Here is a 21694-nt window from a genome sequence, read left to right as displayed (position 1 = left end):
TTATTAAAAGTGACGCATGAAAGGCTTAAGACGGGAGGAATGTCGCATGCTGTCGACAGAGCAAATTATCGGAGTCATGTCCGCCCAGGGCCTCAGGATTACCGACCAGCGCAGAAGCCTGGCGAAGCTGTTTGCCGAGCGCGACGGTTATTTGACGCCCAAGGACGTTTATGAATATATGTGCAAGGAGTACAGCGGCCTCAGCTTTGATACGGTGTACCGGAACCTCCGGGTCATGGAAGAGCTGGGGGCGATTGAGCAGGTTGTCTTTGAAGACGGCCTGAAATTTCGTGCCGGCTGCAGCAGTGAAGGACATCATCATCACCATATGATCTGCCTGCAATGCCAGAAAACGTATCCGATCCACTTTTGTCCGATGCCGCTGACCGATGCGCCGGAGGAGTTTCAAGTGGTCAAGCATAAATTCGAAGTGTTCGGCTATTGCAAGAACTGTCGGAAGGACGCAGCAGCGGAGAAGGAACAGGCTGCAGAGCGAAGCGGGGTCAACTGAAATGGGCATCGCACGCAAGACGTTTCAGGGGCCGATTCATTTCTACCGGAAATTTATTTCCCCGCTTAAACCGCCGACCTGCCGGTTTTACCCTACCTGTTCGGCTTATGCGCTCGAAGCGATCGAGGTGCACGGCCCGCTTAAAGGCTCTTGGCTGGCGGCCAAAAGAATATGCAAATGCCATCCGTTCCATCCGGGCGGGCTTGATCCGGTGCCGCCGAAGCGGGGGAAGGGCGAGCCAGTTCCGAATGGAGAGAAGGGTAACTGAGTATACAAACAGGAACCTTAATGCAGCTCCGCAGGCTGTTTATTAAGGGCTAGGTCAGCCAGAGTTTCTGGTTGGCCTATTTTTATGAACGATTTATTATGGATTTAGTCAGCCAGAGGGAGGTAAGGCGGGATGAAGCGAACCGGAATAAGGTTAAGGCTGATGCTAATCATGATCTGCCTGACCACATTGCCTGTCGTCATTATTACTTGGATTGCGACAAATAACACGAGGGCATCGGTTGAGAAAGAAATGATCGATGCTAATACTTCCCGAATGATATGGGCGGACCAATATTTGAGCGAATTGATCGCACAAATGGACAGGCTGTTCTATACGCTTCAAATCAACGAGCAGTTGATGCAAAGTATTCAATCGGCGGAGGGCCCTGGGGATCAGGATAGCTACAGGACACATAATTTGATACGTGAAACTTTGACCTCAACATTTTTTGCGAATTCCCGGAAGATCGATAACCTAACTCTTTACGGCGAAACCCAGAAGCTCGCTTACACGGTCGATTATGTTGGCATGAACAGTGCCAGATTGGATCTGCATAAAGAGCCTTGGAAGCGTTTGCTGGAGGGTGCGATCAAAAATATGTATTTTGCCTATTCCAATGGTTCCATCCATGTTTATCACGGGATTAACCGTTTTGAAGACCGGAAATTGCAGGGGGCGATATCGGTACGCCTGAACGAAGAAATATGGCAGGAGATCGTGCAAATACTTCAGTCCGAGCAAGAAAGCTCGGTATATCTGTTGAACGATTCAATGACCAAACTTTCTTCGGTCAATGAAAAAGAGCCGTATGACGAAATCATCAATGAGCAGTTCTCAGGTTATCATCCGCAGCAAGCGGGATTCCAGTTCCATAAAAGCGATCAAAATTTTTATTTTATCAATAGTGTCAGCGGCGGCCAGTTAACCGTCATCAAAGTTATTCCAAGGTCAACCGTAAGCCGGAGTGCGGAAAGGACAATCCGTGCGGGGATATTGACCGGAACGTTGTTTGCGGCGTTTTCGATCCTGCTCTCGGTAATAGTTTCCCTGCAGATTACCAGGCCGATTATTGCCTTGGCTCGGAGAATGCGGAAAACGCGCATATCCGATTTTGAGATGACGTCCGTACAGACCCGGGACGAGATTGGCCTGCTGGAAAGCGGCTATAACTCGATGATGCAGCGCATGAAAGAAATGATCGAGGAAGAGTATCAGCGTGAAATCGATGTGAAAAACGCGCAGCTCATGGCACTGCAGGCTCAAATCAATCCCCATTTTCTTAACAATACGCTGCATATGATCGGGGGGATGGCGCTCGTCAAAGGGGTTCCGGACATCTACAAAATCACAAGCGTTATCGGGGACCTTCTGCGGTATGCGATCAGCGGAGGGACGGACAGCCAGATGGTTACGTTGGATAAGGAGCTGAATCATACACGGAATTATATTTTTATTCAAGAGAACCGGTTTGCGGGCCGGTGTCAAGTCACACAGTATATAGGGGACGAACTGCTGGACTGCATACTGCCCAAATTCACCCTCCAGCCATTGGTAGAGAATGCATTTGATCACGGGCTGCAACCTAAGGAAGGCAGGTGGAAGCTGCATATCCGGATCACCGGTGTACGCGGCCGGATGATGATTGCCATTAAAGACGAGGGGATCGGGATATCTGAAGGGAAATTGCATGAGATTCGTATGCGTTTAAAACGGGGGGAAGATGAAAGATACGCGGAAATCAAACCTGCCCCGGGCGAACGAAGGGGAGGCATCGGTATCAAGAATGTACATGATCGCTTAAGACTGCAATTCGGTGAGCATTATGGACTTCGAATTTTTTCGAAGGCAGGAGAAGGAACGATGGTTGTGGCTGTTCTGCCGGCCGTGCATAAAAAATAGGGGGATCGCAGCGGATGAACCAACATCGGTTATTGATTATCGACGACGAACCATGGTCGAGGGAAGTAGTAAAGGCCTTAGGACAATGGGAGAACCATCGGATTGAGATCGCAGGCGAAGCGGAAGACGGAATTTTGGGTCTGAAGATGATTCAAGAGCTGGAGCCCGACATCGTGTTGACTGATATGAGAATGCCTGGAATGGAAGGGGCAGCCCTGCTTAAGGAAATGAGCGCCAAATTTCCGAATATTCAGATTATCGTGATGAGCGGTTATGACGATTTTGTCTATCTGAAACAAGCGATTCGCTCCAGGGCTGTGGAATATTTGCTCAAGCCGGTGAATCCGGATGAATTGAACGAAGCTCTAGCCCGCAGCGTCAAAGCGGTCGAGACGCTGCAAAAGACGGCAACGCCACCCAACATACCGCTTGTTTTTACCGATAAGGAAATATTGGACGAGTATTTGGCGTACCGCCAGCGTATTTTCGGTTACTTGCTTACATTGGACAAGAAGGCCTTACAGATGGAATTCAAGAGTTTGGGAATATTCCTGACAGGTAAATTCCCCGATGGGGCGGGGAGATCCATGGCTGGACAAGTCGGTCATGATTTCTTGTTGATCCTGGGCAAGTTTTCGGCAGAGCATGATTTGGTGCTGGAGGAGATCAGCGATCTTTATGACCCGGCAATAGGCGAAGAAGCGAATGAGGCTCCATGGCAATCATTTACGGAAGCAACGGCTGAGCTGGGGACCATTTTTGAAGCGGCAATGAATCTGTGTGAAATGAATAAGAACAAGGGACGACTGGATTTGGATGAGGTTAATGATTATATCGCCAAGCATTTTGCCGACGATATCTCGCTTGAATCGGTAGCCCGGTATTTCTATGTCAGTAAGACTTATTTGAGTAGAATGTTCAAGCAGCATACCGGAGAGAATGTATCGGACACGATCCTTCGCCACCGGATGAATAAGGCGCGTGAGCTGATTGTGGAGCAGGGATTGCCGATTAAATATGCGGCGCAGCTGGCGGGTTATGAAGACCTGACGTATTTTTACCGGGTGTTCAAGAAATTTTACGGGATTCCGCCCGGTGAGATGCGCAGGGATGAATGACGGATCAAAATAATCCAATGCGTGAAGGCAATATGTTCAAAAGATGTGTAAATAGTACTCCTATATACTGGCTATGTAATCGATATTAACTAGGGGGTATTGCACATGAAGAAAGCGCTTAAACTTATGCTGACCTGCGTGCTCGCGCTGTCGGTGATCGCAGGCTGCGGCTCGGCTTCGACAGGCGGTAATGCAAACGGAGCGGGCGGGGACAAACCGAAGGAAGTCGAGCTCAAAGTATTTATGAGCTTCCCGCGTTTTAAAGACCAGTTCGAAGCGTACTTCGATAAATTCAAGGCCAAAATGCTAGCCGAGAAAAATCTGGATGTGACCATTAAACTGGAGATGCCGAATTCCGACCAAGCCAAGCAGATTCTGCAAACGCGGCTGGCCTCCAACGACGCACCGGATCTCTTTACACTTCATGCGATTGCCGATATTCCGACTTATTATGAAGCCGGATACTTGACGGATTTATCCGACCAGCCGTTTGTCGGGGATCTGTACGACAGCGTCAAGCAAACGGTAACTTACGACGGCAAAGTGGTTGCGCTGCCGCTGGAGAGTCTTTCCTGGGGATACCTGTACAATAAGGAGATATTTGCAGACCTCGGGTTAACGCCGCCGCAAACCTTGGACGAGATGAAAGCGGTCGTGGATAAGTTGAATGCCAATAACGTCAAGCCCTTTTTGCTGGCGTTCCAGGAATCCTGGATTCCGCAGCTGATGATGGCATTATCCCTTGGCGGCATTGTCACTTCTGAGCATCCGAACTGGATCCAGCAAATGAATGAAGGCACCGCTTCTTATAAAGACGTGGAAGACGTATTTAACATTATCGATCTTATCATGGAAAACGGGACGGACAAACCGTTCGAGGTAAGCGGTGCGACCGGATCGGCCGATTTCGCCAACGGGAAGGCGGCCATGTGGGTGCAGGGAACCTGGCAGGCCGAGACATTGCTCAAAGTGAATCCGGATATGCAGATCGGTGTCGCCCCGCTCCCAGTAAGCAATGATCCGAACAGTACGATGATCAATCTATCGACTTCCACTTCGCTGGCGGTTTCGCCTACAAGCGAAAACAAGGAAGTGGCGATGGAACTGATCAACTTTATTCTCGATGCTCAGGAATCGTCCGCATTGTTCGAAGAATTGAAATTCAACCCGGTATCTAATGTCCATCATTATGAAACGTTCCCGTGGGTCGACGAAGCTTCACAGTATGTATCCCAAGGGAAGGCTTATCAGGATTTGTCGCTCCCGAACGGGGTAACCGACGAGACGGCCAAGCAGTTGCAAAGCTATTACGCGAAAGACGCAACCAAGGAAGATATGATCAAAGCTTTGGATAAAGCATGGGCGGCCGGAGTGAGAGGTAACCAGTAATGAGTATTTTTCATCGGCATAAAACGATTTTCACGCTGCTGGGGTTCGTGTTGCCCGCACTTTTGTTCTACGTCATATTCTTCCTTGTGCCCGCTGCCGGAGGCGTGTGGTACAGCTTGACCAACTGGAACGGATTAACCCGAAGCTACAGCTTTGTCGGCCTGGATAATTATGTGGAGGTTTTCAAACAGGATCCCATCTTTTGGGATTCTCTTCTTTTCACACTTAAATATGTCTTTTACATGGTGATCCTGCAAAATATATTGGCGATCTTGCTTGCCGTTTTCATAGAGTCACGGGCGAGCAGTAAAGTGTGGTTCCGTACGATATTTTTTATGCCGAATATGATTTCGATGATTATCGGCGGGTTTATGTGGATGTTTATTTTCACCAAGGTTCTTCCCTATATTGCCGAACACACGATATTTAAATTTCTCGACCAGTCCTGGATCGGCGATCCGAACTTTTCGTTCTTTGCCATTCTGGTGGTATCCCTTTGGGGCGGGGTCGGCTATTTGATGGTTATTTATATCGCCGCATTGCAGGGCGTGCCGAAAACCTTGAAAGAAGCGGCTGCGATCGACGGGGCGAATGCTTGGCATATTTTCCGCCATGTGACGCTTCCGATGATTTATCCGGCATTGACGATAGGCCTGTTTGTCACGCTGAATTCTTCGTTCAAAGTATTTGATGCCGTATTTTCGCTGACAGGCGGCGGACCGGGCCGTTCCACGCAGGTCATCGCCCTGAATATTTACGAGGAAGCCTTTGCCATGAACAGCCGTTACGGTTATGCCAGCGCCAAGGCGATGATTCTGTTCCTGGTGGTCTTCATCATAACAATGATTCAACTGCGGGTGATGAAGAAGAGGGAGGTGGAAGCGTGAGTACGAATGCAAACCGAGCTTTACGGAATAAGCCTGTTACCGGAGGAGATCGTCTCGGAAAACGTACCTGGAAACCAGGATCAGTACTGATATTCCTGTTTCTTGCCCTCGCCGCCGCGTTCACGTTATTTCCAATATTCATGGGGCTATTGAACTCATTCAAGACCGAGGGGGAGATGTTGAACAATATTTTGGCCTTCCCTTCTAAGATTCAGTTCGCCAACTATTCGGACGCTTTCGACAAAATCGACTTTTTGCGGAGTCTATGGAATACAGTTGCCGTCACGGTAATCGGGCTGATCGGCATTATCGTGTTCTCCTCGATGGCCGGTTATAAATTATCGCGAACTCCGGGTAAGCTTAGCGGATTCTTGTTTGCCCTGTTCGTCATGTCTATGTTGATTCCTTTTCATTCCGTGATGATCACGTTGAACAAAATTGCCAAGCTTCTGAGCGTACAGGGTTCCACGGTTGGTCTTGGTTTGATTTATATCGGTCTCGGCGTTTCCATGGCCATTTTTCTTTACCACGGGTTCGTGAAGTCCATTCCGCGCGAATTGGATGAAGCGGCTGTCATCGACGGGTGCGGGGAACTGAGATTATTCTTCACGGTTATTTTTCCGCTGCTGCTTCCCGTCACGGCCACGATTGCGATTTTGAATGCGCTGTGGATCTGGAACGATTTCCTTCTGCCGCTGCTCATGCTGACCGATTCGGATACGTATACCTTGCTTTTGTCAACCAACATGCTGTTCGGACAGTATGGAAACAACGATTGGTCCGCTATTTTGGCTGCGTTGATCCTGACCATGCTGCCTGTAATTATCCTGTACTTGTTACTGCAGAAGTACATTTTGAACGGTGTTGTAGATGGAGCAGTTAAAGGCTAGCCTTTTTTACAATAAACAATGGGAGATGAGATTGAAATGTACGGTCAACAAGGGGAAGTGAGCGGATTTTTAAGAGCGGACGGGCAGCGGCTGGTGAATGGTGAAGGCCGGGAAGTCCTGCTTCGGGGCGTAGGTTTTGGCGGATGGTTGTTGCCCGAGGGATATATGTGGAGGTTTCCGGAGGAAGGAGACCGCCCGCGGCGCATCGAACGTATGATCGAGCAGTTGATCGGCAAGGAGAAGGCGGCACGGTTCTGGCATGAATACTATAACGCCCATACGGCGGAAGCCGATATCCGGCGGATTGCGGAAGAGGGGTTTAATTCCGTGAGATTGCCGATCAACGCCCGTTTTCTGATTGAGGAGGAGGAACCGCTAAGACTAAAGCCGGAGCATCTTCAATTGCTGGACCGAATGATCGGGTGGTGCAAGCAGTACGGGTTGTATGTGATTTTGGATTTGCACGGGGCGCCGGGCGGTCAGACGGGGACGAACATCGACGATTCGGAACGTGACCTGCCCGAGCTGTTCGTTAATGAGGGCCACCGGAAGGCGGCTGTCGAATTATGGGCGGCACTAGCCGAACGGTATAAAGACGAATGGATCGTCGCGGGGTATGATCTGCTCAACGAGCCCCTGCCGGAGTGGTTCAACGGGTATAATGACCGGATAATGCCACTGTACAAAGAAATGACGGAAGCGATCCGCCGGGTGGACCGCAACCATATGATTATTCTGGAGGGAGCCCACTGGGCAACGGATTGGAGTATATTTGACGAAAAATTCGACGACAATTTGATGCTCCAGTTCCACAAATACTGGAATAATCCCGATCAGGCGAGCATCCAACAGTTTCTGGACAAACGGGAGGAGTGGAATGTCCCGATCTTTATGGGGGAGGGCGGCGAGAACAATCTGGAATGGTATGTGGGCGCCTTCGGCATGTACGAGGACTTGAAGGTCTCCTGGAATTTCTGGACCTGGAAAAAGATCGATACGAACAATTCGCCATGCTCGATTCGCAAGCCTGCGAACTGGCAACTGCTGGTCGATTATTTGCAAGGCGGAAGCAAGCCGAATGCGGAGGAAGCTGAGGCGGTATTGCGGGAGTTTTTGTCCAATATGCGGCTGGAGAACTGCGATTATTATCAGGAAGTGGTCAATGCGCTGTTCCGCAGGCCGCCATTGCGTTACCCGGCTATATTTTACGGTCATAAGGGTCAAGGGGTAAGTTATGGTTTGCAGAACGCCGCCAAGTGTAATATCGGCTTTCGGCAAGAGGACGGAACTGACATCCGGTTCATCCGAAGCCTGCGGACGGAACCGAATTTTCAGCATGGCGGTGGAGAGCCGTGGGCCGAGGAAGATCGGCTCCTCCTGCAAGCACACACCGGAGATTGGTTTAACTATGAATTCAATGTTTATCCGGAGAATTCGGATGCGAGTAAAACCCTCCTATTGTGCATTCGAGCGGCGGCGCCCGAGGGAAATGCAAAAATTGAAGTAACCGTTAATGAGCGGGAAAAGATAACGTTGGATGTGGTTTCGCAGGCTTGGTCCGATTATGAGATCAGCGGGGAACTAAACATTGGCCCAGGGCGGCATGTAATCGGAATCAAGGCGCTCGATCATCCGGTCCAATTGGATTGGCTGGACATAAAGGTAAACACGACTCTTAAGTCGTAAGTTTCGGTTGTCTTGACCTTGACATACCGGATCAATTTTTCATAATATAAGAGAATATAATGTAATGTTTCGATGAACGGATAAGTACAGGGCGCGTGGTCCAGCGCAGAGAGCCGGGGTAGCTGAGAACCGGTCTGGGTCCCCCTTGGAAAATGGTCCGGGAGAACCCGCTTTCGAGTCGGCTTGCTTTGACAAGGCGATAAGGGAGAGGCGCGGCATCCGGCGTTATTGGAGGGGTCAAAATTGACCGGCTGAGCCCGCACTGCTGTGAAGCGGCGGGGAATTTGGGTGGTAACGCGTGAGCATTCTCTCGTCCCATGATGGGGCGGGAGTTTTTTGTTTTTCAATTTTCCGAAATAAATTCGAAATGAATAAGGAGATGAACTATGATGTCAGACAAAAAGACGTTCTACATCACAACCCCGATTTATTATCCCAGCGACAAGCTCCATATCGGGCACGCCTACACGACGGTGGCCGGGGATGCGATCGCGCGCTACAAGCGTCTGCGCGGATACGATGTCCGCTATTTGACGGGCACGGACGAGCACGGACAGAAGATCGAACGGAAGGCCGAAGAGGCCGGCAAAACTCCGCAGCAATTCGTCGACGATATTGTGAAGGGCATTAAGGACCTGTGGAAAAAGCTCGACATTTCCAACGACGATTTCATCCGCACGACCGAGCCGCGGCACAAGAAGGTGGTCGAGGAGATTTTTGACCGACTGCTGAAAAAAGGCGACATCTACAAGGGAGAATACGAAGGCTGGTATTGTACGCCTTGCGAGTCTTTCTTCACGGAGCGGCAGCTCATCGACGGCAACTGTCCGGATTGCGGACGCCCGGTGGAACTGGTCAAGGAGGAGAGCTATTTCTTCCGTATGAGCAATTACGTCGACCGCTTGCTGAAATACTACGAGGAGAATCCCGATTTCATCCAGCCGGAGTCGCGCAAAAACGAGATGATCAATAATTTCATCAAGCCGGGGCTGGAGGATTTGGCCGTCTCCAGAACGACATTCGACTGGGGCGTCAAGGTAAAAGGCGATCCGAAGCACGTCGTTTATGTCTGGATCGACGCTTTGTCCAATTATATTACGGCGCTCGGCTACGGTACGGATAACGATGAGCTGTTCAACCGCTACTGGCCGGCGGATGTTCATCTGGTCGGGAAGGAAATCGTCCGCTTCCATACGATTTACTGGCCGATCATGCTGATGGCGCTGGATCTGCCATTGCCGAAGAAAGTGTTCGGCCACGGCTGGCTGCTCATGAAGGGCGGGAAGATGTCCAAATCGAAAGGCAACGTCATGGACCCGGTTGTGTTGATCGACCGTTACGGGCTCGACGCCACCCGCTATTATTTGCTGCGGGAAGTTCCGTTCGGCGCCGACGGCTCGTTTACGCCGGAAAGCTTCGTGCAGCGGGTGAACTCCGACCTTGCCAACGATCTCGGCAATTTGCTCAACCGGACGGTGGCGATGATCGGCAAATATTTTGACGGCGAGGTTCCCGCTTTCCGTCCTAATGTAACGCCGTACGATGCGGATTTGTCGAAGCTGGCGCGGGAAACGGTGGCCAAGGTCGAGGAAGTGATGGAAAACCTCGAATTCTCCGTAGCGCTCACCGCGATCAGCGCGTTTATCAGCCGGACCAACAAGTATATCGACGAAACCCAGCCATGGGTGCTCGCCAAGGATGAAGCGAGAAAAGACGAGCTCGCTTCGGTAATGGCTCACCTCGTGGAATCGCTGAGAATCTCTTCGATTCTGCTGCAGCCGTTCCTGACTCAGGCGCCGGCGAAAATCTGGGCGCAGCTGGGGCTGACACCGGGTGAGCTGACGACCTGGGAAAGCACGAAGACGTTCGGCCTCGTTCCGGCCGGAACGAAGGTGGGCAAGGGCGAGCCGATCTTCCCGCGGCTTGAAGCGGAGGCGGAGATCGAGTTCATCTCGAACTCGATGTCCGGCGGAGCGACGGCTGAAGCTGCGGATAAGGCGGCCGAAGGCGTAGCGACGGCATCGGCTGCTGCAGGCGGCCCAGCGGCGGAAGCTGCCGCCAAGCCGGAGCCGAAGCCCGAAATCGGCATCGACGATTTCGCCAAGGTCGAGCTGCGCGTCGCCGAGGTGCTGGCGTGCGAGCCGGTGCCGAAGGCCGACAAGCTGCTCAAGCTGCAGCTCGATCTCGGCTTCGAGCAGCGGCAGGTAGTATCGGGCATCGCGAAGTTTTACAAGCCCGATGAACTGGTAGGCCGCAAAGTGATTTGCGTGACGAACCTGAAGCCGGTGAAGCTGCGCGGGGAGCTGTCCCAAGGGATGATACTTTGCGCTTCCGAGGGAGATCAGTTGAGCATTGCCACGGTGCCCGCTTCGATGCCGAACGGGGCGATCGTAAAATAATTTTACCGATTTCACGCCAAGGGTGCGCCCTTGGCGTTTTTTTTGCGTCGGCGGCTCCAATACTAGGAATATGAAAAAGTGGTTGACACCCCGTTTACCATGCCTCTATAATCATAATTGTAAAAATTACGATTAAGAAAGGGAGTAAATAATGATTAAGTACATAAAGCAGGGATGGAAGCCATTACTATTACTGACGGCAATGCTGCTCGTCATCGCCGGCTGCGGCAAGAACAGCGGCGGAGGGATTGTGGAAGGCAAGGTCAATGTGGTCACCAGCTTTTATCCGATTTATGAATTCGCCAAGACGATCGGCGGAGAGGACGCCAATGTGATCAACCTGCTTCCGGCCGGGGTGGAGCCGCACGATTGGACGCCGCGCAGTCAGGACATTCTCAACACCTCGAAAGCACAGCTGTTCTTGTATAATGGTGCCGGGCTTGAGGGCTGGGTGCCGAACTTCCTGAAAGGAATCGACAGCGGCTCGTCCCTGGTCACCGTGGAAGTCAGCAAAGGCATCGAGCTGATCGATGCGGAAGGGGACGACGGGCACGGACACGGCGAAGAACATGGAGACGAGCATGGAGACGAGCATGGCGACGAGCACGGGCATGAAGAAGGGAACGCGGAAGAGTCCGAAGATACGCATCACATAGACCCGCATACTTGGGTAAGCCCGAAATCCGCGAAAATCATCGCTGAAAATATTAAAGACAGCTATATCCAGGTTGACCCCGATCATAAAGAAGGTTACGAAGCCCGCTTCACTGAGCTCAGCCAAAAGCTGGATGAGCTTGACGCCAAATTTACCGCCGCACTGTCGGGCTTGCCGAAGAAAGAGATCGTCGTATCGCATCAGGCGTTCGGCTATCTGTGCCGGGATTACGGGCTGACGCAGCACACCATTATGGGCCTGTCGCCGGATGCCGAGCCGCGGGCTCAGGATTTGGTGGAGCTGTCCAAATTGGTGAAAGACGAAGGAATCCGCTATGTTTTCTTCGAGGAGCTGGTTTCCGATAAACTGGCTAAGACGCTGGCCGGTGAAGCCGGCGTGGAGACGCTCGTGCTGAATCCGGTGGAGGGACTGACGAAGCAGCAGCAGGAAGCCGGGGATAATTATTTCACCCTGATGGAGAAAAATTTGCAAAATTTGATTCTCGCTCTACAATAAAGAGAGGATTTTTTGAATAATCTCTTAAAGAACCGGAAGGACGAAGACTAATGAAATCGGATATCGCCGCTTCGGCGGCATACTGCCATGACAATATCATCGAGCTCGACCGCGTGTCGTTCGCATATAAGGATCAGCAGGTCATTACGGACCTGAGCCTGGTGATCAAAGAGCGGGACTTCGTCGGCGTGATCGGCTCCAACGGTGCCGGCAAAACGACGCTCCTGCGGATGATGGTCGGATTGCTCCGGCCCTCCGCGGGGGAAATCCGGCTGTTCGGACAGCCGGTCCGGCGGTTCCGCGATTGGGAGCGGATCGGCTATGTGCCGCAGAAAAATTCGTTCAACCCCCTGTTTCCCGCAACGGTACGGGAAGTGGTCATGTCGGGACTGTACAGCAACAAGAAGCTGTTTAAGCGCATCGGCAAGCACGATCAGCAAAAATGCGACGACGCCTTGGAGGTCATGTCGATCGGCGATATCGCCGGCAAGCGGATCGGCGAGCTGTCCGGCGGCCAGCAGCAGCGTGTGTTCCTCGCCCGGGCGCTAATCAACCAGCCGGATTTGCTCATTCTGGACGAACCGACGGTCGGCATCGATGCCCAGACCCAGGCCGACTTCTTCGAGCTCATTTTCCATATGCATGCCCATCATCACATGACCTTTTTGATGGTTTCCCATGATATCGAGATGATCGAAGGGTATCTCGGCAAAGAACCGCGCGAACGCGCGGGAGGGATCAAGTTCTATGCCCGCCATTCGCACGAACAGGATTGCGCCATACCCGGCCTGCAGCATTCGCTATTATAGCAGATATTGATAAACTCTTTAGGAGATGTGACATTTGGAAATTTTAAGTGCTGATTTTTTTCAAAGAGCGCTGACGGGCGGGCTGCTTATCGGGCTCACCGCTCCGCTCATCGGCATCTTTCTCGTACTGCGTCGGCTGTCCATGATCGGAGACACGCTGGCCCATGTGACGATCGCCGGTGTGGCGCTCGGTTTTTTGATCAACGCATACCCGATCGGGGTCGGACTTATATTTGCGGTCGTTGCCTCGTTTGCGATCGAGAAGCTGCGGAAAGCTTACAAGAGCTACGCCGAGCTGTCGATCGCCGTCATTATGGCCGGGGGCGTAGCTCTCGCTTCCCTGTTCTTTACGCTGGGGATGGGTTACAATAGCGATGTGGTCAGTTATTTGTTCGGCAGCATCTATACGCTCGACAAGACGGATCTGTACGTGGTTGGAGCCGTTACGGTTGTCGTCGTGGCGGTCATCTCGATCTTTTTCAAGGAGATGTTCCTGCTCAGCTTCGAGGAAGACGCCGCATCGGTAAGCGGACTCCCCGTAAAACTGCTGAATTTGCTCATTACGGTCATGACGGCGCTGGTCATCAGTACCGCGATCAAGATCGTCGGTTCCTTGCTGGTTTCCGCTTTGCTGACGATTCCGGCGGCCTGCAGCCTGATTATTGCCAGAAGCTTTAAGACATCGGTCATTTTCTCCGTCGTGATCGCGGAAATTGCCGTGGTCGCCGGTCTGGTGACGGCCGGAATCTGGAATCTGGCCCCCGGCGCAACCATCGTGCTGCTGCTGATCGCCATGCTCATTTTGACGCTGCTCGGCAAAAAAGGCTTTTCCGCCTAACTGCCTATTATTAAATAGTAGAAACCCGGTTCGGGAGGTTGCTCATGGCTGACATCAATATTTGGGTCGCTTTCGGCGCGGGGGTCGCCTCCTTCATTTCGCCGTGCTGCCTGCCTTTATATCCGTCCTACCTATCATATATTACCGGCATGTCGGTACATACGCTGAAGACCGAGCAGAACAAGCGGGAGGTCCGTTTCCGGACGATGACCCATACGCTGGCGTTCATTCTCGGCTTTTCCGCCGTTTTTTATACGCTGGGGTTCGGGGCCGGTCTTTTCGGCGAGTTTTTCAATCAACACCGCGGACTCATCCGCCAGCTTTCCGCGCTGCTGATCATCCTGATGGGCCTGTTCCTGATGGGTGTTTTTCAGCCGAAATTTTTGCTCCGCGAACGGAAAATCAATCTCAAATTCAAGCCGACCGGGTATGTGGGCTCCTTCATTTTCGGCATCGGCTTTTCGGCGGGCTGGTCTCCTTGCGTCGGCCCGATTCTGGCCGCGATCATCGCGCTGGCGGTCAGTCAGCCGGGGGCGTGGCTCCCGCTGATCACGGCATATACGATCGGCTTCGCGCTGCCGTTTTTCGCGCTGGCCTTTTTTATCGGCTCCACCAAATGGATCCTTCGTTATTCGGGCGCCATGATGAAAATCGGCGGAGGGATTATGCTGCTGATGGGGATATTGCTGTTTACCAACCGGATGGCGCAAATTACGATCTGGCTGCAGCAGTTGACGCCGGAGTGGCTGAAATTTTGATAGACTTGCAAATGGACGAGTATACCATGTATCATTATAAGGTAGCGGGTTTCCTTGCGAGTGTGCCGCTTGAACTCATGGAAAAGAGGTTATACCAAGATGCCAACGCCCAGTATGGAAGATTATTTGGAGCGTATTTACAAATTGATCGACGAGAAGGGATACGCCCGGGTCTCCGATATCGCGGAAGGGTTGGAAGTACATCCTTCATCCGTCACGAAGATGATTCAAAAGCTGGATAAAGACGAATATTTAATTTACGAAAAATACCGGGGACTGGTTCTGACCAACAAAGGAAAGAAGATCGGAAAACGGCTCGTCGACCGCCATGAGCTGCTTGAGGAATTTTTGGAGATGATCGGCGTCGCCCGGGAGAACATCTACAAGGATGTGGAAGGGATCGAGCATCATTTGAGCTGGGATTCCATCACCTGCATCGCCGGCCTGGTCGAATATTTCAAACGGGACGAGTCCCGGACCGAGGATCTGCGCAAAATTCAGCAGGAACTGTTGGGAGAATCGTGAAGCCGTCAGCATACCAAACTCCATAACGCGAACGCCAACTTAGAAGCATCTGTCGGGTGAGACAGATGTTTTTTTAATGGACATTTTTCGGAAAATTGTCCGTTTCTCCGCAACTCTTGCAGGGTGGGTGGCGTTTACAAGTAATAGAGTCATAATGTTCTATTATTTTAAAATGGAGGTTGCTGATGAAACATTTACGAACCTGGATGATCCCTCTGTTGATCCTGATGCTGGTCTGGCCGTTTGCCGCATCGGGGAAAACGCAGGCCGCCGCGGAGAGCGGCATTCAAATTTTTCTGGACGGCGTACTGCTGAAGAGCGATTCCGCCCCTTATATTAAGTCCAAGGAAAATGTAACGATGGTACCGATGAGAGTGATCAGCGAAGGGCTGGGGGCTCAGGTGGAATGGTCCGCGGCATCCCGCAGCGCAGTGATCCGGAAGGACGGCAATGTGCTTACGCTTGGGATCGGGAAGGAAACGGCGCAGGTGAACGGCACGGCGGTGGCGCTCGACGTATCCGTGGAAAATAAAAACGGCCGGACGATGGTGCCGCTCCGTTTTGTCGGCGAGCAGCTCGGCCTGGTTGTCGACTGGGATCAAACATCGAAGACTATCTCGCTGACCTCGGCGGAAGGGGCAAGCGGATGGCCGGTGATTACGGAACCGCCTGTGGAGCCAACCAGCCCGGCTCAGCCGGGGCAGAGCGCAAACAGTGACGGGTTGCGCGGCGCCTGGGTCTCGACCGTATCCAATCTGGATTGGCCGAGCAAAGCCTCTTACGGGAATGCGGACGCCCAGAAACAAGAATATGTCAAACTGCTGGATGAGCTTCAGGATATGGGCATAAATGCGGTCTTTGTTCAGGTTCGCCCTTCGGCCGACGCGATTTACCCTTCTTCGCTTGTACCGTGGAGCTCTTATTTGACAGGCACGGCAGGGAAAGATCCGGGCTACGATCCGCTGCAATTCCTGATCGAAGAGACTCACCGCCGGGGCATGGAGTTCCACGCCTGGTTCAACCCGTTCCGGGCCAGCACGGGCAGCGATGCCGGCAAGCTTCCCGCCGGCCATGTGGCGAACCTGCATCCGGAGTGGATCGTGAAATTCGGCGGCAAATTGTACATCAATCCGGGGATTCCCGCGGCGCGCGAGCATGTGATCGAGGCGATTATGGAAGTGGTTCAAGGCTACGATATCGACGGCGTCCATCTCGACGACTATTTCTATCCGACCGGCGAGACGGCTTCCGCCAAGTTCGACGATGACGGCACGTATCAAACGTACAACGCCAATTTCGTGGCGAACAAGGGCGACTGGCGGCGGGACAACATCAACGAGTTTGTACGCGAGCTCGGTACCCGCATCCACCAGCTTAAGCCGGCGGTTTCCTACGGCATCAGCCCCTACGGCGTATGGCGCAACCAAGCCAGCGATGTGACAGGCTCGGCTACGAGAGCGAGCGTAACGGCTTACGACAGTACTTACGCCGATGTCCGCTCCTGGATTAAGAACGGCTGGATCGATTATGTCGCGCCGCAAATCTATTGGAGTCTGACACGGCCGGAGGTCCGTTACGATATCTTGGCCGACTGGTGGGCCGGTGAGGTCAAAGGGACGGGCGTGAAGCTGTATATCGGACATGCGCCCTATAAAATCGGTACGCCCGAGGTCGGCTGGGACAGCGCCCGGGAAATCATCAATCAGCTGGAATACAATCGCGGCATTCCGGAAATTTCGGGCAGCATCTTTTTCAGCGCCAAAGATTTAAGAAGAAACCCGCTCGGACTGATTCCGCTTCTTCAAACCTATTACGGCAATTATTGAATTTAGCATAGAGACGACCCCTGTCATCATACATAAGCAATAGACTTGTGTATGGGATGGGGGTTTTTTATGCTCATCAACGGGGTGTTCGAGGGGGGCGGGGTCAAGGGAATATCGCTGGCGGGCGCGGTGAAGGCGGCGGAACGGCATGGCGCCCGCTTTCATCAGGTAGCCGGCACTTCATCGGGCTCGATTGTCGCGTCGATGATCGCGGCCGGATATCATGCCGAGGAAATGAAAGAGATTATTTTGGAGACCTCTTTTGCAAGTTTCCTGAAAAGAGCCGCCATCTTTAACATGGCGTTCATCGGCCCCGCGCTGCGGGTGATGCTCAAGAAAGGACTATACTCCGGCGAAGCGCTGGAGGCCTGGATTCGTCAGGTTTTGCTGGAGAAGGGAGTGCGGACGTTCGGCGATCTGAAAGAAGGGGGATTGCGGATCATCGCTTCGGACATTACCGGAGGAAGAATACTGGTGCTGCCGGACGACCTGCCGAAGCTGGGCCTCCGTTCCGATACGTTTGAGGTGGCCAAAGCCGTGCGGATGAGCTGCAGCATCCCGTATTTCTTCGACCCCGTCTTGCTTCGGCTTCCGGCCAAACACGCCAAGGGAAAGAAATTCCCCGACCAATTTCTTCATATCGTCGACGGCGGGCTGCTGAGCAATTTCCCCTTATGGCTGTTTGACCGCAAACAAATCACGCCTGACGGGAAGAGGATCCCGACGGTCGGATTTCAAATGGTCGGCAAGAACGGCAACAAACCGCATGAAATCCGCGGACCCTTTTCCATGCTGCAGGCGCTGGTGGAGACGATGTTGTCCGCCCACGATGAACGCTATATCGAACAATCCAACCGCTACCGGACGATCAAAATACCGACGCTCGGCGTCTCGACCACGCAATTCGACCTCGGAAAAGAAGAAAGCCTGCTGCTTTATGAATCCGGACTAAGATCCGGCGACCGCTTCTTCGGGGACTGGAATGCCCAGTACTACGAAGAGCAGTTCATAAAGTATCAGCAGGCGCAGTTGCATTAATGATATTTGGGTAAATCGTCCTCATTTTTGCCCTTTTGTCCCTCAATGACACGAAACGGATATGATTTGCGTTTGGCTCCGGAAGCGGTCCGGCGTTCGGCGGCGACTTTGGCCATGGTGCGCGCCGACGGTTTGATCTTCGGGGCCTTTTGGCGTCGATATTTCCGTGGTGGAAATTTGTAGAGCAGGAACACGACGCCCACGATGATGAGCGGGATAATGATCGTCGCCAGCTCCAAAGGTCCTCTGCCAAACAGTCCGTTAATAATGCCCAATAGAGCAAAGGCGATGACAATCCAAAACAGGACGCCCTGTTTCCTCATATGAGATCATCCTTTCACGGGATCAAGAGAAGCGCTGACCGACTCATCGGCCACCATGGAGCGCTCCATTTCAGCGTCCAGCTCGCGCATCCGGTTAAAGGAGGCGATGGATACTTCCACCTGATCGTCGTTTGGCTCCTTCGTGGTGAGCAGTTGCAGCCACAGCCCCGGATATCCGAGATAACGCAGCACCGGAATGTCCCGAACCGCATTCGTAAAGCGGAGCAATTCGAAGGAAACGCCGATGACCACGGGGAGCAGCAGCACCCGGATATACATCCGTTCCCAAACGCTGTCCCAACTGAAGATGGGCAAGGAATAGATAATGACGCCGACGATAACCGTCAAAATAATGAAGCTGCTGCCGCAGCGGTAATGCAGGCGGCTGTATTTCTGTACGTTCGCCGGGGTCAATTCCTCGCCGGCTTCATAGGCGCTGATGACTTTGTGCTCCGCGCCGTGGTATTGGAACAGCCGTTTGATAATCGGCGTTTGGGTCATAAGCCACAGATAGCAGAGCAGGAGCGCGATTTTGATCACTCCTTCAATCAGCGTATGCAGCGTCTGGTTGGCAAATGCATGCTGAAACAGGAACTGCTCCAGCAGGGCCGGGACAAGCGTGAAGATGAGCTTGCCGACGATAAAGGACAAGACGCCGACGACGGCCACGCCCAAAATCATGGACAGGGACAGGCCGGATTCTTCTTTCTCCTTCTGTTTGGCGCGTTCTTCCGGGTCGGTCTCGTCATCGGCCATGGCCTCGGCCGAATAATTCAAATGCTTGGAGCCTTTGGCGCTGGAGTCGATGATGCTGACCAGGCCGCGGACCAACGGTATTTTACGAAGCTTCTTAACCCAGTCCTTATCCTCTTTGGGGACTTCCAAGAAGGTAATCTCTCCGTTTTTGCGGCGTACCGCGGTGACATTCACGTATTTTCCTCCGAACATGACGCCTTCCATTACGGCTTGGCCGCCATAAATCGATGGTTTTGATTGCTCAGGCAAATATTTCACCTTCCTAGAGTTGTGATTAAGATAGTTCTTTGTCTTGAATAATTCTATTGTAACGAACTTCAAGAGCAAATTCTAGTTTGTTTAGGCTTTTTGGATTTGCATATACTAACCAAAACAGCGAGGGATATTCAAGGAAAGGAACGAATGGCATGGATCAGCATCAACATAGACGTCAAAAGAGAACGAACATTTGGATTTTTACGCTACAGACCGGGTTGTTTGCCGGGCTAATCTGGGGAGGGCTCCACGGGCTGTGTTATTATTTGGGCTTCACGTCGATTGTGCCGGGGTATTTGGTGGAGCCGTTTTTCCGGCACGCGTTTCTGCAAACGCAGCGGGGATATTATGTTGGATGGCTGTTTTTTATCGTATTTTCCATAATAGCCACCTTAATTTATACGCTCGCTTTCCGCAAGCTGAAGGGTCCGTTTCCCGGGTTGGTTTACGGTATCGTTTGGTGGGTGATCATTTTCATCGCCGTCGGCCCGCCGCTTAGAATGATGCCGCCCACATCGAAGCTGCCCTTCGATACAACCTTCACCGAATTTTGTCTATATTTGCTCTGGGGGCTGTTTATCGGATATACGACGGCGGAAGAGTATACGAACGAGCGGATTCGGGAGCCGAAGAAAGCGCTGCAGTAAGGACAAAAAAGCTTCTCAACCTCCTCTCTCCTATGTTAAAATAAATTTTGGTTATTTTTGCGGAGATTGTTCAAAATGCTCGGTTTTCAGCCGTTTTGAACGACCTTAGACAGGAAGGGTGAGCGGAATGGTTCGCATCCTTGTGCTGAACGGACCGAATTTGAATATGCTCGGGGTGCGCGAACCCGGGATATACGGCTCCGAAAGCTTGAGCGATATTGAAGCAAAGCTGAACAAGCTCGCCGGGCTGGAAGGGATTGAACTTGCGTTCTTCCAATCCAACCATGAAGGGGAGTTGATCGACCGGATTCATGCCGCATACGGGGTTTGCGACGGCATCCTGATCAATCCGGGTGCCCTGACCCACTACAGCTACGCGCTGCGGGACGCCTTAACTACCGTCAGTATCCCGGCGGTGGAGATTCATCTGTCCAACATTCATGCCCGCGAGGAATTCCGCCATCATTCGGTGATCGCCGGGGTTGCCGTCGGGCAGATCGCGGGATTCGGATCTTACGGATATGAGATGGGGCTGCTGGCGCTGAAGCGCGAACTGGAGCGGCGCCGCGGCGTCCAAGCCTAAGAGAACCGGTTCGAAAGTTAATGATAAGGGGAGTTAATTATGGGGAGCACACGCGTTGCCGGGCTTCGCGAAGCGATGAAGCTTCAGCAGCTCGAAGCCGTCTGGATTACCGGTGATGTGAACCGCCGCTATTTGACGGGTTTTACCGGATCTTCGGGTTATGTATTGATTACGCAGAATAAAGCGATCCTGCTGACGGATTTCCGTTATATGACGCAAGCCGCCGAGCAGGCCGCGGGCTTTGAAATTGTGGAGCACGGACCGTCGGTAACGGAAAGCCTGAAGTCGCTGCTTGCGGCGGAAGGCATCACCTCGCTTGGTTTCGAGGAGGAAAATGTAGTATTCTCCACCTATCGTGCCTACGAGCGCGATCTTCAGCCTTGCCGGCTCGTTCCGGTCAGCGGGCTTGTCGAAGGCCTGCGGATGTTCAAGGACGAGGGAGAGCTGGCTTTGATGAAGGAAGCGGCCGATCTCGCCGACAGAACATTCCTGCATATGCTGGATATTCTTAAACCGGGCGTATCGGAATGGGATATGGCGCTTGAGCTGGAAACATTTATGCGCAAGAATGGCGCTTCCGGGCCGTCCTTTGAGACGATCATCGCTTCGGGAGAACGGTCGGCGATGCCGCACGGCGTTGCGAGCAGCCGGATTTTGCAGCAGGGCGATTTCGTCACGATGGATTTCGGCGCGCTGCTGAACGGCTACTGCTCGGATATCACGCGCACCGTGTTTATCGGCGAGCCTACGGCAAAGCACCGGGAAATTTACGATATCGTGCTTGAGGCGCAGATGCATACGCTGGAATTTATGAAGCCGGGCATGACCGGACGCGAGGGCGACGCCCTGGCCCGCGACATCATATCCCGCTACGGGTACGGAGACCGGTTCGGACACAGCACGGGTCACGGACTCGGCATGGAAGTGCACGAGGCGCCGAGAGTGTCCAAACAGAGCGATACGGTGCTTCAGCCGGGCATGGTCGTCACCGTGGAGCCTGGCATTTATATTCCGGGATTCGGCGGGGTGCGGATCGAAGACGACGTCGTGGTGACCGAGACCGGGGTTCGCCGCTTGACCGAATCGACGAAGGAATTTATCATTTTAAAATAAAA

21 protein-coding genes are annotated in these 21694 nt (G+C 52.6%); 19 read left to right on the top strand and 2 right to left on the bottom strand.

Going from position 1 to position 21694, the window contains the following annotated elements; translation table 11 throughout:
* Window positions 1-46 precede the first annotated feature (46 nt).
* The 16 genes from V3851_RS01490 (at window position 47) to V3851_RS01415 (ending at window position 18015) form a co-directional block, all read left to right on the top strand.
* On the top strand, window positions 47-511 hold the full coding sequence (locus V3851_RS01490; RefSeq protein ID WP_331844718.1) for a Fur family transcriptional regulator: 465 nt from the start codon (window positions 47-49) through the stop codon (window positions 509-511).
* 1 nt (window position 512) lies between these two features.
* A complete protein-coding gene (gene yidD, locus V3851_RS01485; protein ID WP_331844717.1) occupies window positions 513-779 on the top strand; it encodes a membrane protein insertion efficiency factor YidD in 267 nt (88 codons plus the stop codon).
* Window positions 780-911: 132 nt separating this feature from the next.
* A complete protein-coding gene (locus tag V3851_RS01480) occupies window positions 912-2681 on the top strand; it encodes a sensor histidine kinase (protein WP_331844716.1) in 1770 nt (589 codons plus the stop codon).
* A 14-nt stretch (window positions 2682-2695) separates the two neighbouring features.
* Window positions 2696-3799: a response regulator transcription factor gene (locus V3851_RS01475; protein ID WP_331844715.1), complete on the top strand. Its 1104-nt coding sequence runs from the start codon at window positions 2696-2698 to the stop codon at window positions 3797-3799.
* A 105-nt stretch (window positions 3800-3904) separates the two neighbouring features.
* On the top strand, window positions 3905-5188 hold the full coding sequence (locus tag V3851_RS01470; protein WP_331844714.1) for an ABC transporter substrate-binding protein: 1284 nt from the start codon (window positions 3905-3907) through the stop codon (window positions 5186-5188).
* Entirely contained in the window at window positions 5188-6075 is an 888-nt protein-coding gene (locus V3851_RS01465) for a carbohydrate ABC transporter permease (RefSeq protein WP_331844713.1), read from the top strand. The genes V3851_RS01470 and V3851_RS01465 overlap by 1 nt, the downstream gene beginning before the upstream one ends.
* Before the next feature lie 86 nt (window positions 6076-6161).
* Window positions 6162-6965 carry a carbohydrate ABC transporter permease gene (locus V3851_RS01460; protein WP_331845239.1) on the top strand — a complete coding sequence of 268 codons (804 nt, stop codon included), beginning with the start codon at window positions 6162-6164 and terminating at the stop codon, window positions 6963-6965.
* Window positions 6966-7001: 36 nt separating this feature from the next.
* Window positions 7002-8651 carry a cellulase family glycosylhydrolase gene (locus V3851_RS01455; protein ID WP_331844712.1) on the top strand — a complete coding sequence of 550 codons (1650 nt, stop codon included), beginning with the start codon at window positions 7002-7004 and terminating at the stop codon, window positions 8649-8651.
* 389 nt (window positions 8652-9040) lie between these two features.
* Window positions 9041-11050: a methionine--tRNA ligase gene (metG, locus tag V3851_RS01450; RefSeq protein ID WP_331845238.1), complete on the top strand. Its 2010-nt coding sequence runs from the start codon at window positions 9041-9043 to the stop codon at window positions 11048-11050.
* 151 nt (window positions 11051-11201) lie between these two features.
* Entirely contained in the window at window positions 11202-12221 is a 1020-nt protein-coding gene (locus V3851_RS01445; RefSeq protein ID WP_331844711.1) for a metal ABC transporter solute-binding protein, Zn/Mn family, read from the top strand.
* A 50-nt stretch (window positions 12222-12271) separates the two neighbouring features.
* Window positions 12272-13030, top strand: a complete 759-nt coding sequence (locus tag V3851_RS01440) for a metal ABC transporter ATP-binding protein (RefSeq protein WP_331844710.1) — start codon at window positions 12272-12274, stop codon at window positions 13028-13030.
* A 34-nt stretch (window positions 13031-13064) separates the two neighbouring features.
* Entirely contained in the window at window positions 13065-13868 is an 804-nt protein-coding gene (locus V3851_RS01435; protein WP_331844709.1) for a metal ABC transporter permease, read from the top strand.
* Window positions 13869-13912: 44 nt separating this feature from the next.
* Entirely contained in the window at window positions 13913-14626 is a 714-nt protein-coding gene (locus tag V3851_RS01430; RefSeq protein ID WP_331844708.1) for a cytochrome c biogenesis CcdA family protein, read from the top strand.
* 99 nt (window positions 14627-14725) lie between these two features.
* A complete protein-coding gene (gene mntR, locus V3851_RS01425) occupies window positions 14726-15151 on the top strand; it encodes a transcriptional regulator MntR (protein WP_331844707.1) in 426 nt (141 codons plus the stop codon).
* A 185-nt stretch (window positions 15152-15336) separates the two neighbouring features.
* A complete protein-coding gene (locus V3851_RS01420; protein ID WP_331844706.1) occupies window positions 15337-16977 on the top strand; it encodes a family 10 glycosylhydrolase in 1641 nt (546 codons plus the stop codon).
* A 69-nt stretch (window positions 16978-17046) separates the two neighbouring features.
* A complete protein-coding gene (locus V3851_RS01415; RefSeq protein ID WP_331844705.1) occupies window positions 17047-18015 on the top strand; it encodes a patatin-like phospholipase family protein in 969 nt (322 codons plus the stop codon).
* On the opposite strand, the gene V3851_RS01410 is transcribed toward V3851_RS01415, so the two are convergent.
* Window positions 18012-18338 carry a hypothetical protein gene (locus V3851_RS01410; RefSeq protein WP_331844704.1) on the bottom strand — a complete coding sequence of 109 codons (327 nt, stop codon included), beginning with the start codon at window positions 18336-18338 and terminating at the stop codon, window positions 18012-18014. The two genes, V3851_RS01415 and V3851_RS01410, sit on opposite strands and share 4 nt — an antisense overlap.
* 6 nt (window positions 18339-18344) lie before the next feature.
* On the bottom strand, window positions 18345-19343 hold the full coding sequence (locus V3851_RS01405) for a DUF1385 domain-containing protein (protein ID WP_331844703.1): 999 nt from the start codon (window positions 19341-19343) through the stop codon (window positions 18345-18347).
* Window positions 19344-19501: 158 nt separating this feature from the next.
* Here V3851_RS01405 and V3851_RS01400 point away from each other — a divergent pair, with 158 nt between their 5' ends.
* The 3 genes from V3851_RS01400 (at window position 19502) to V3851_RS01390 (ending at window position 21692) form a co-directional block, all read left to right on the top strand.
* Entirely contained in the window at window positions 19502-19996 is a 495-nt protein-coding gene (locus V3851_RS01400; RefSeq protein ID WP_331844702.1) for a YqhR family membrane protein, read from the top strand.
* 127 nt (window positions 19997-20123) lie between these two features.
* The gene (aroQ, locus tag V3851_RS01395) at window positions 20124-20579 is read left to right on the top strand and encodes a type II 3-dehydroquinate dehydratase (protein WP_331844701.1); all 456 of its coding nucleotides are present in this window, start codon (window positions 20124-20126) and stop codon (window positions 20577-20579) included.
* Between the two features lie 39 nt (window positions 20580-20618).
* Complete coding sequence (locus V3851_RS01390) at window positions 20619-21692, top strand: M24 family metallopeptidase (protein WP_331844700.1); 1074 nt, start codon at window positions 20619-20621, stop codon at window positions 21690-21692.
* Window positions 21693-21694 lie beyond the last annotated feature (2 nt).

Source organism: Paenibacillus haidiansis (genome assembly GCF_036553665.1).
Lineage (GTDB): Bacteria > Bacillota > Bacilli > Paenibacillales > Paenibacillaceae > Fontibacillus > Fontibacillus haidiansis.
The sequence above is the reverse complement of the archived record's forward strand: the minus strand, read 5'-3'. Positions and strand labels throughout refer to the sequence as shown.

Excerpts from the sequence above, each read along its gene's own strand:
- V3851_RS01490 (WP_331844718.1), top strand. The coding sequence starts at position 47 with ATGCTGTCGACAGAGCAAATTATCGGAGTCATGTCCGCCCAGGGCCTC.
- V3851_RS01415 (WP_331844705.1), top strand. The coding sequence starts at position 17,047 with ATGCTCATCAACGGGGTGTTCGAGGGGGGCGGGGTCAAGGGAATATCG.
- V3851_RS01400 (WP_331844702.1), top strand. The coding sequence starts at position 19,502 with ATGGATCAGCATCAACATAGACGTCAAAAGAGAACGAACATTTGGATT.
- mntR (WP_331844707.1), top strand. The coding sequence starts at position 14,726 with ATGCCAACGCCCAGTATGGAAGATTATTTGGAGCGTATTTACAAATTG.
- V3851_RS01475 (WP_331844715.1), top strand. The coding sequence starts at position 2,696 with ATGAACCAACATCGGTTATTGATTATCGACGACGAACCATGGTCGAGG.
- V3851_RS01420 (WP_331844706.1), top strand. The coding sequence starts at position 15,337 with ATGAAACATTTACGAACCTGGATGATCCCTCTGTTGATCCTGATGCTG.
- V3851_RS01430 (WP_331844708.1), top strand. The coding sequence starts at position 13,913 with ATGGCTGACATCAATATTTGGGTCGCTTTCGGCGCGGGGGTCGCCTCC.
- metG (WP_331845238.1), top strand. The coding sequence starts at position 9,041 with ATGTCAGACAAAAAGACGTTCTACATCACAACCCCGATTTATTATCCC.
- V3851_RS01480 (WP_331844716.1), top strand. The coding sequence starts at position 912 with ATGAAGCGAACCGGAATAAGGTTAAGGCTGATGCTAATCATGATCTGC.
- aroQ (WP_331844701.1), top strand. The coding sequence starts at position 20,124 with ATGGTTCGCATCCTTGTGCTGAACGGACCGAATTTGAATATGCTCGGG.
- yidD (WP_331844717.1), top strand. The coding sequence starts at position 513 with ATGGGCATCGCACGCAAGACGTTTCAGGGGCCGATTCATTTCTACCGG.
- V3851_RS01445 (WP_331844711.1), top strand. The coding sequence starts at position 11,202 with ATGATTAAGTACATAAAGCAGGGATGGAAGCCATTACTATTACTGACG.
- V3851_RS01455 (WP_331844712.1), top strand. The coding sequence starts at position 7,002 with ATGTACGGTCAACAAGGGGAAGTGAGCGGATTTTTAAGAGCGGACGGG.
- V3851_RS01390 (WP_331844700.1), top strand. The coding sequence starts at position 20,619 with ATGGGGAGCACACGCGTTGCCGGGCTTCGCGAAGCGATGAAGCTTCAG.
- V3851_RS01440 (WP_331844710.1), top strand. The coding sequence starts at position 12,272 with ATGAAATCGGATATCGCCGCTTCGGCGGCATACTGCCATGACAATATC.
- V3851_RS01470 (WP_331844714.1), top strand. The coding sequence starts at position 3,905 with ATGAAGAAAGCGCTTAAACTTATGCTGACCTGCGTGCTCGCGCTGTCG.
- V3851_RS01465 (WP_331844713.1), top strand. The coding sequence starts at position 5,188 with ATGAGTATTTTTCATCGGCATAAAACGATTTTCACGCTGCTGGGGTTC.
- V3851_RS01410 (WP_331844704.1), bottom strand. The coding sequence starts at position 18,338 with ATGAGGAAACAGGGCGTCCTGTTTTGGATTGTCATCGCCTTTGCTCTA.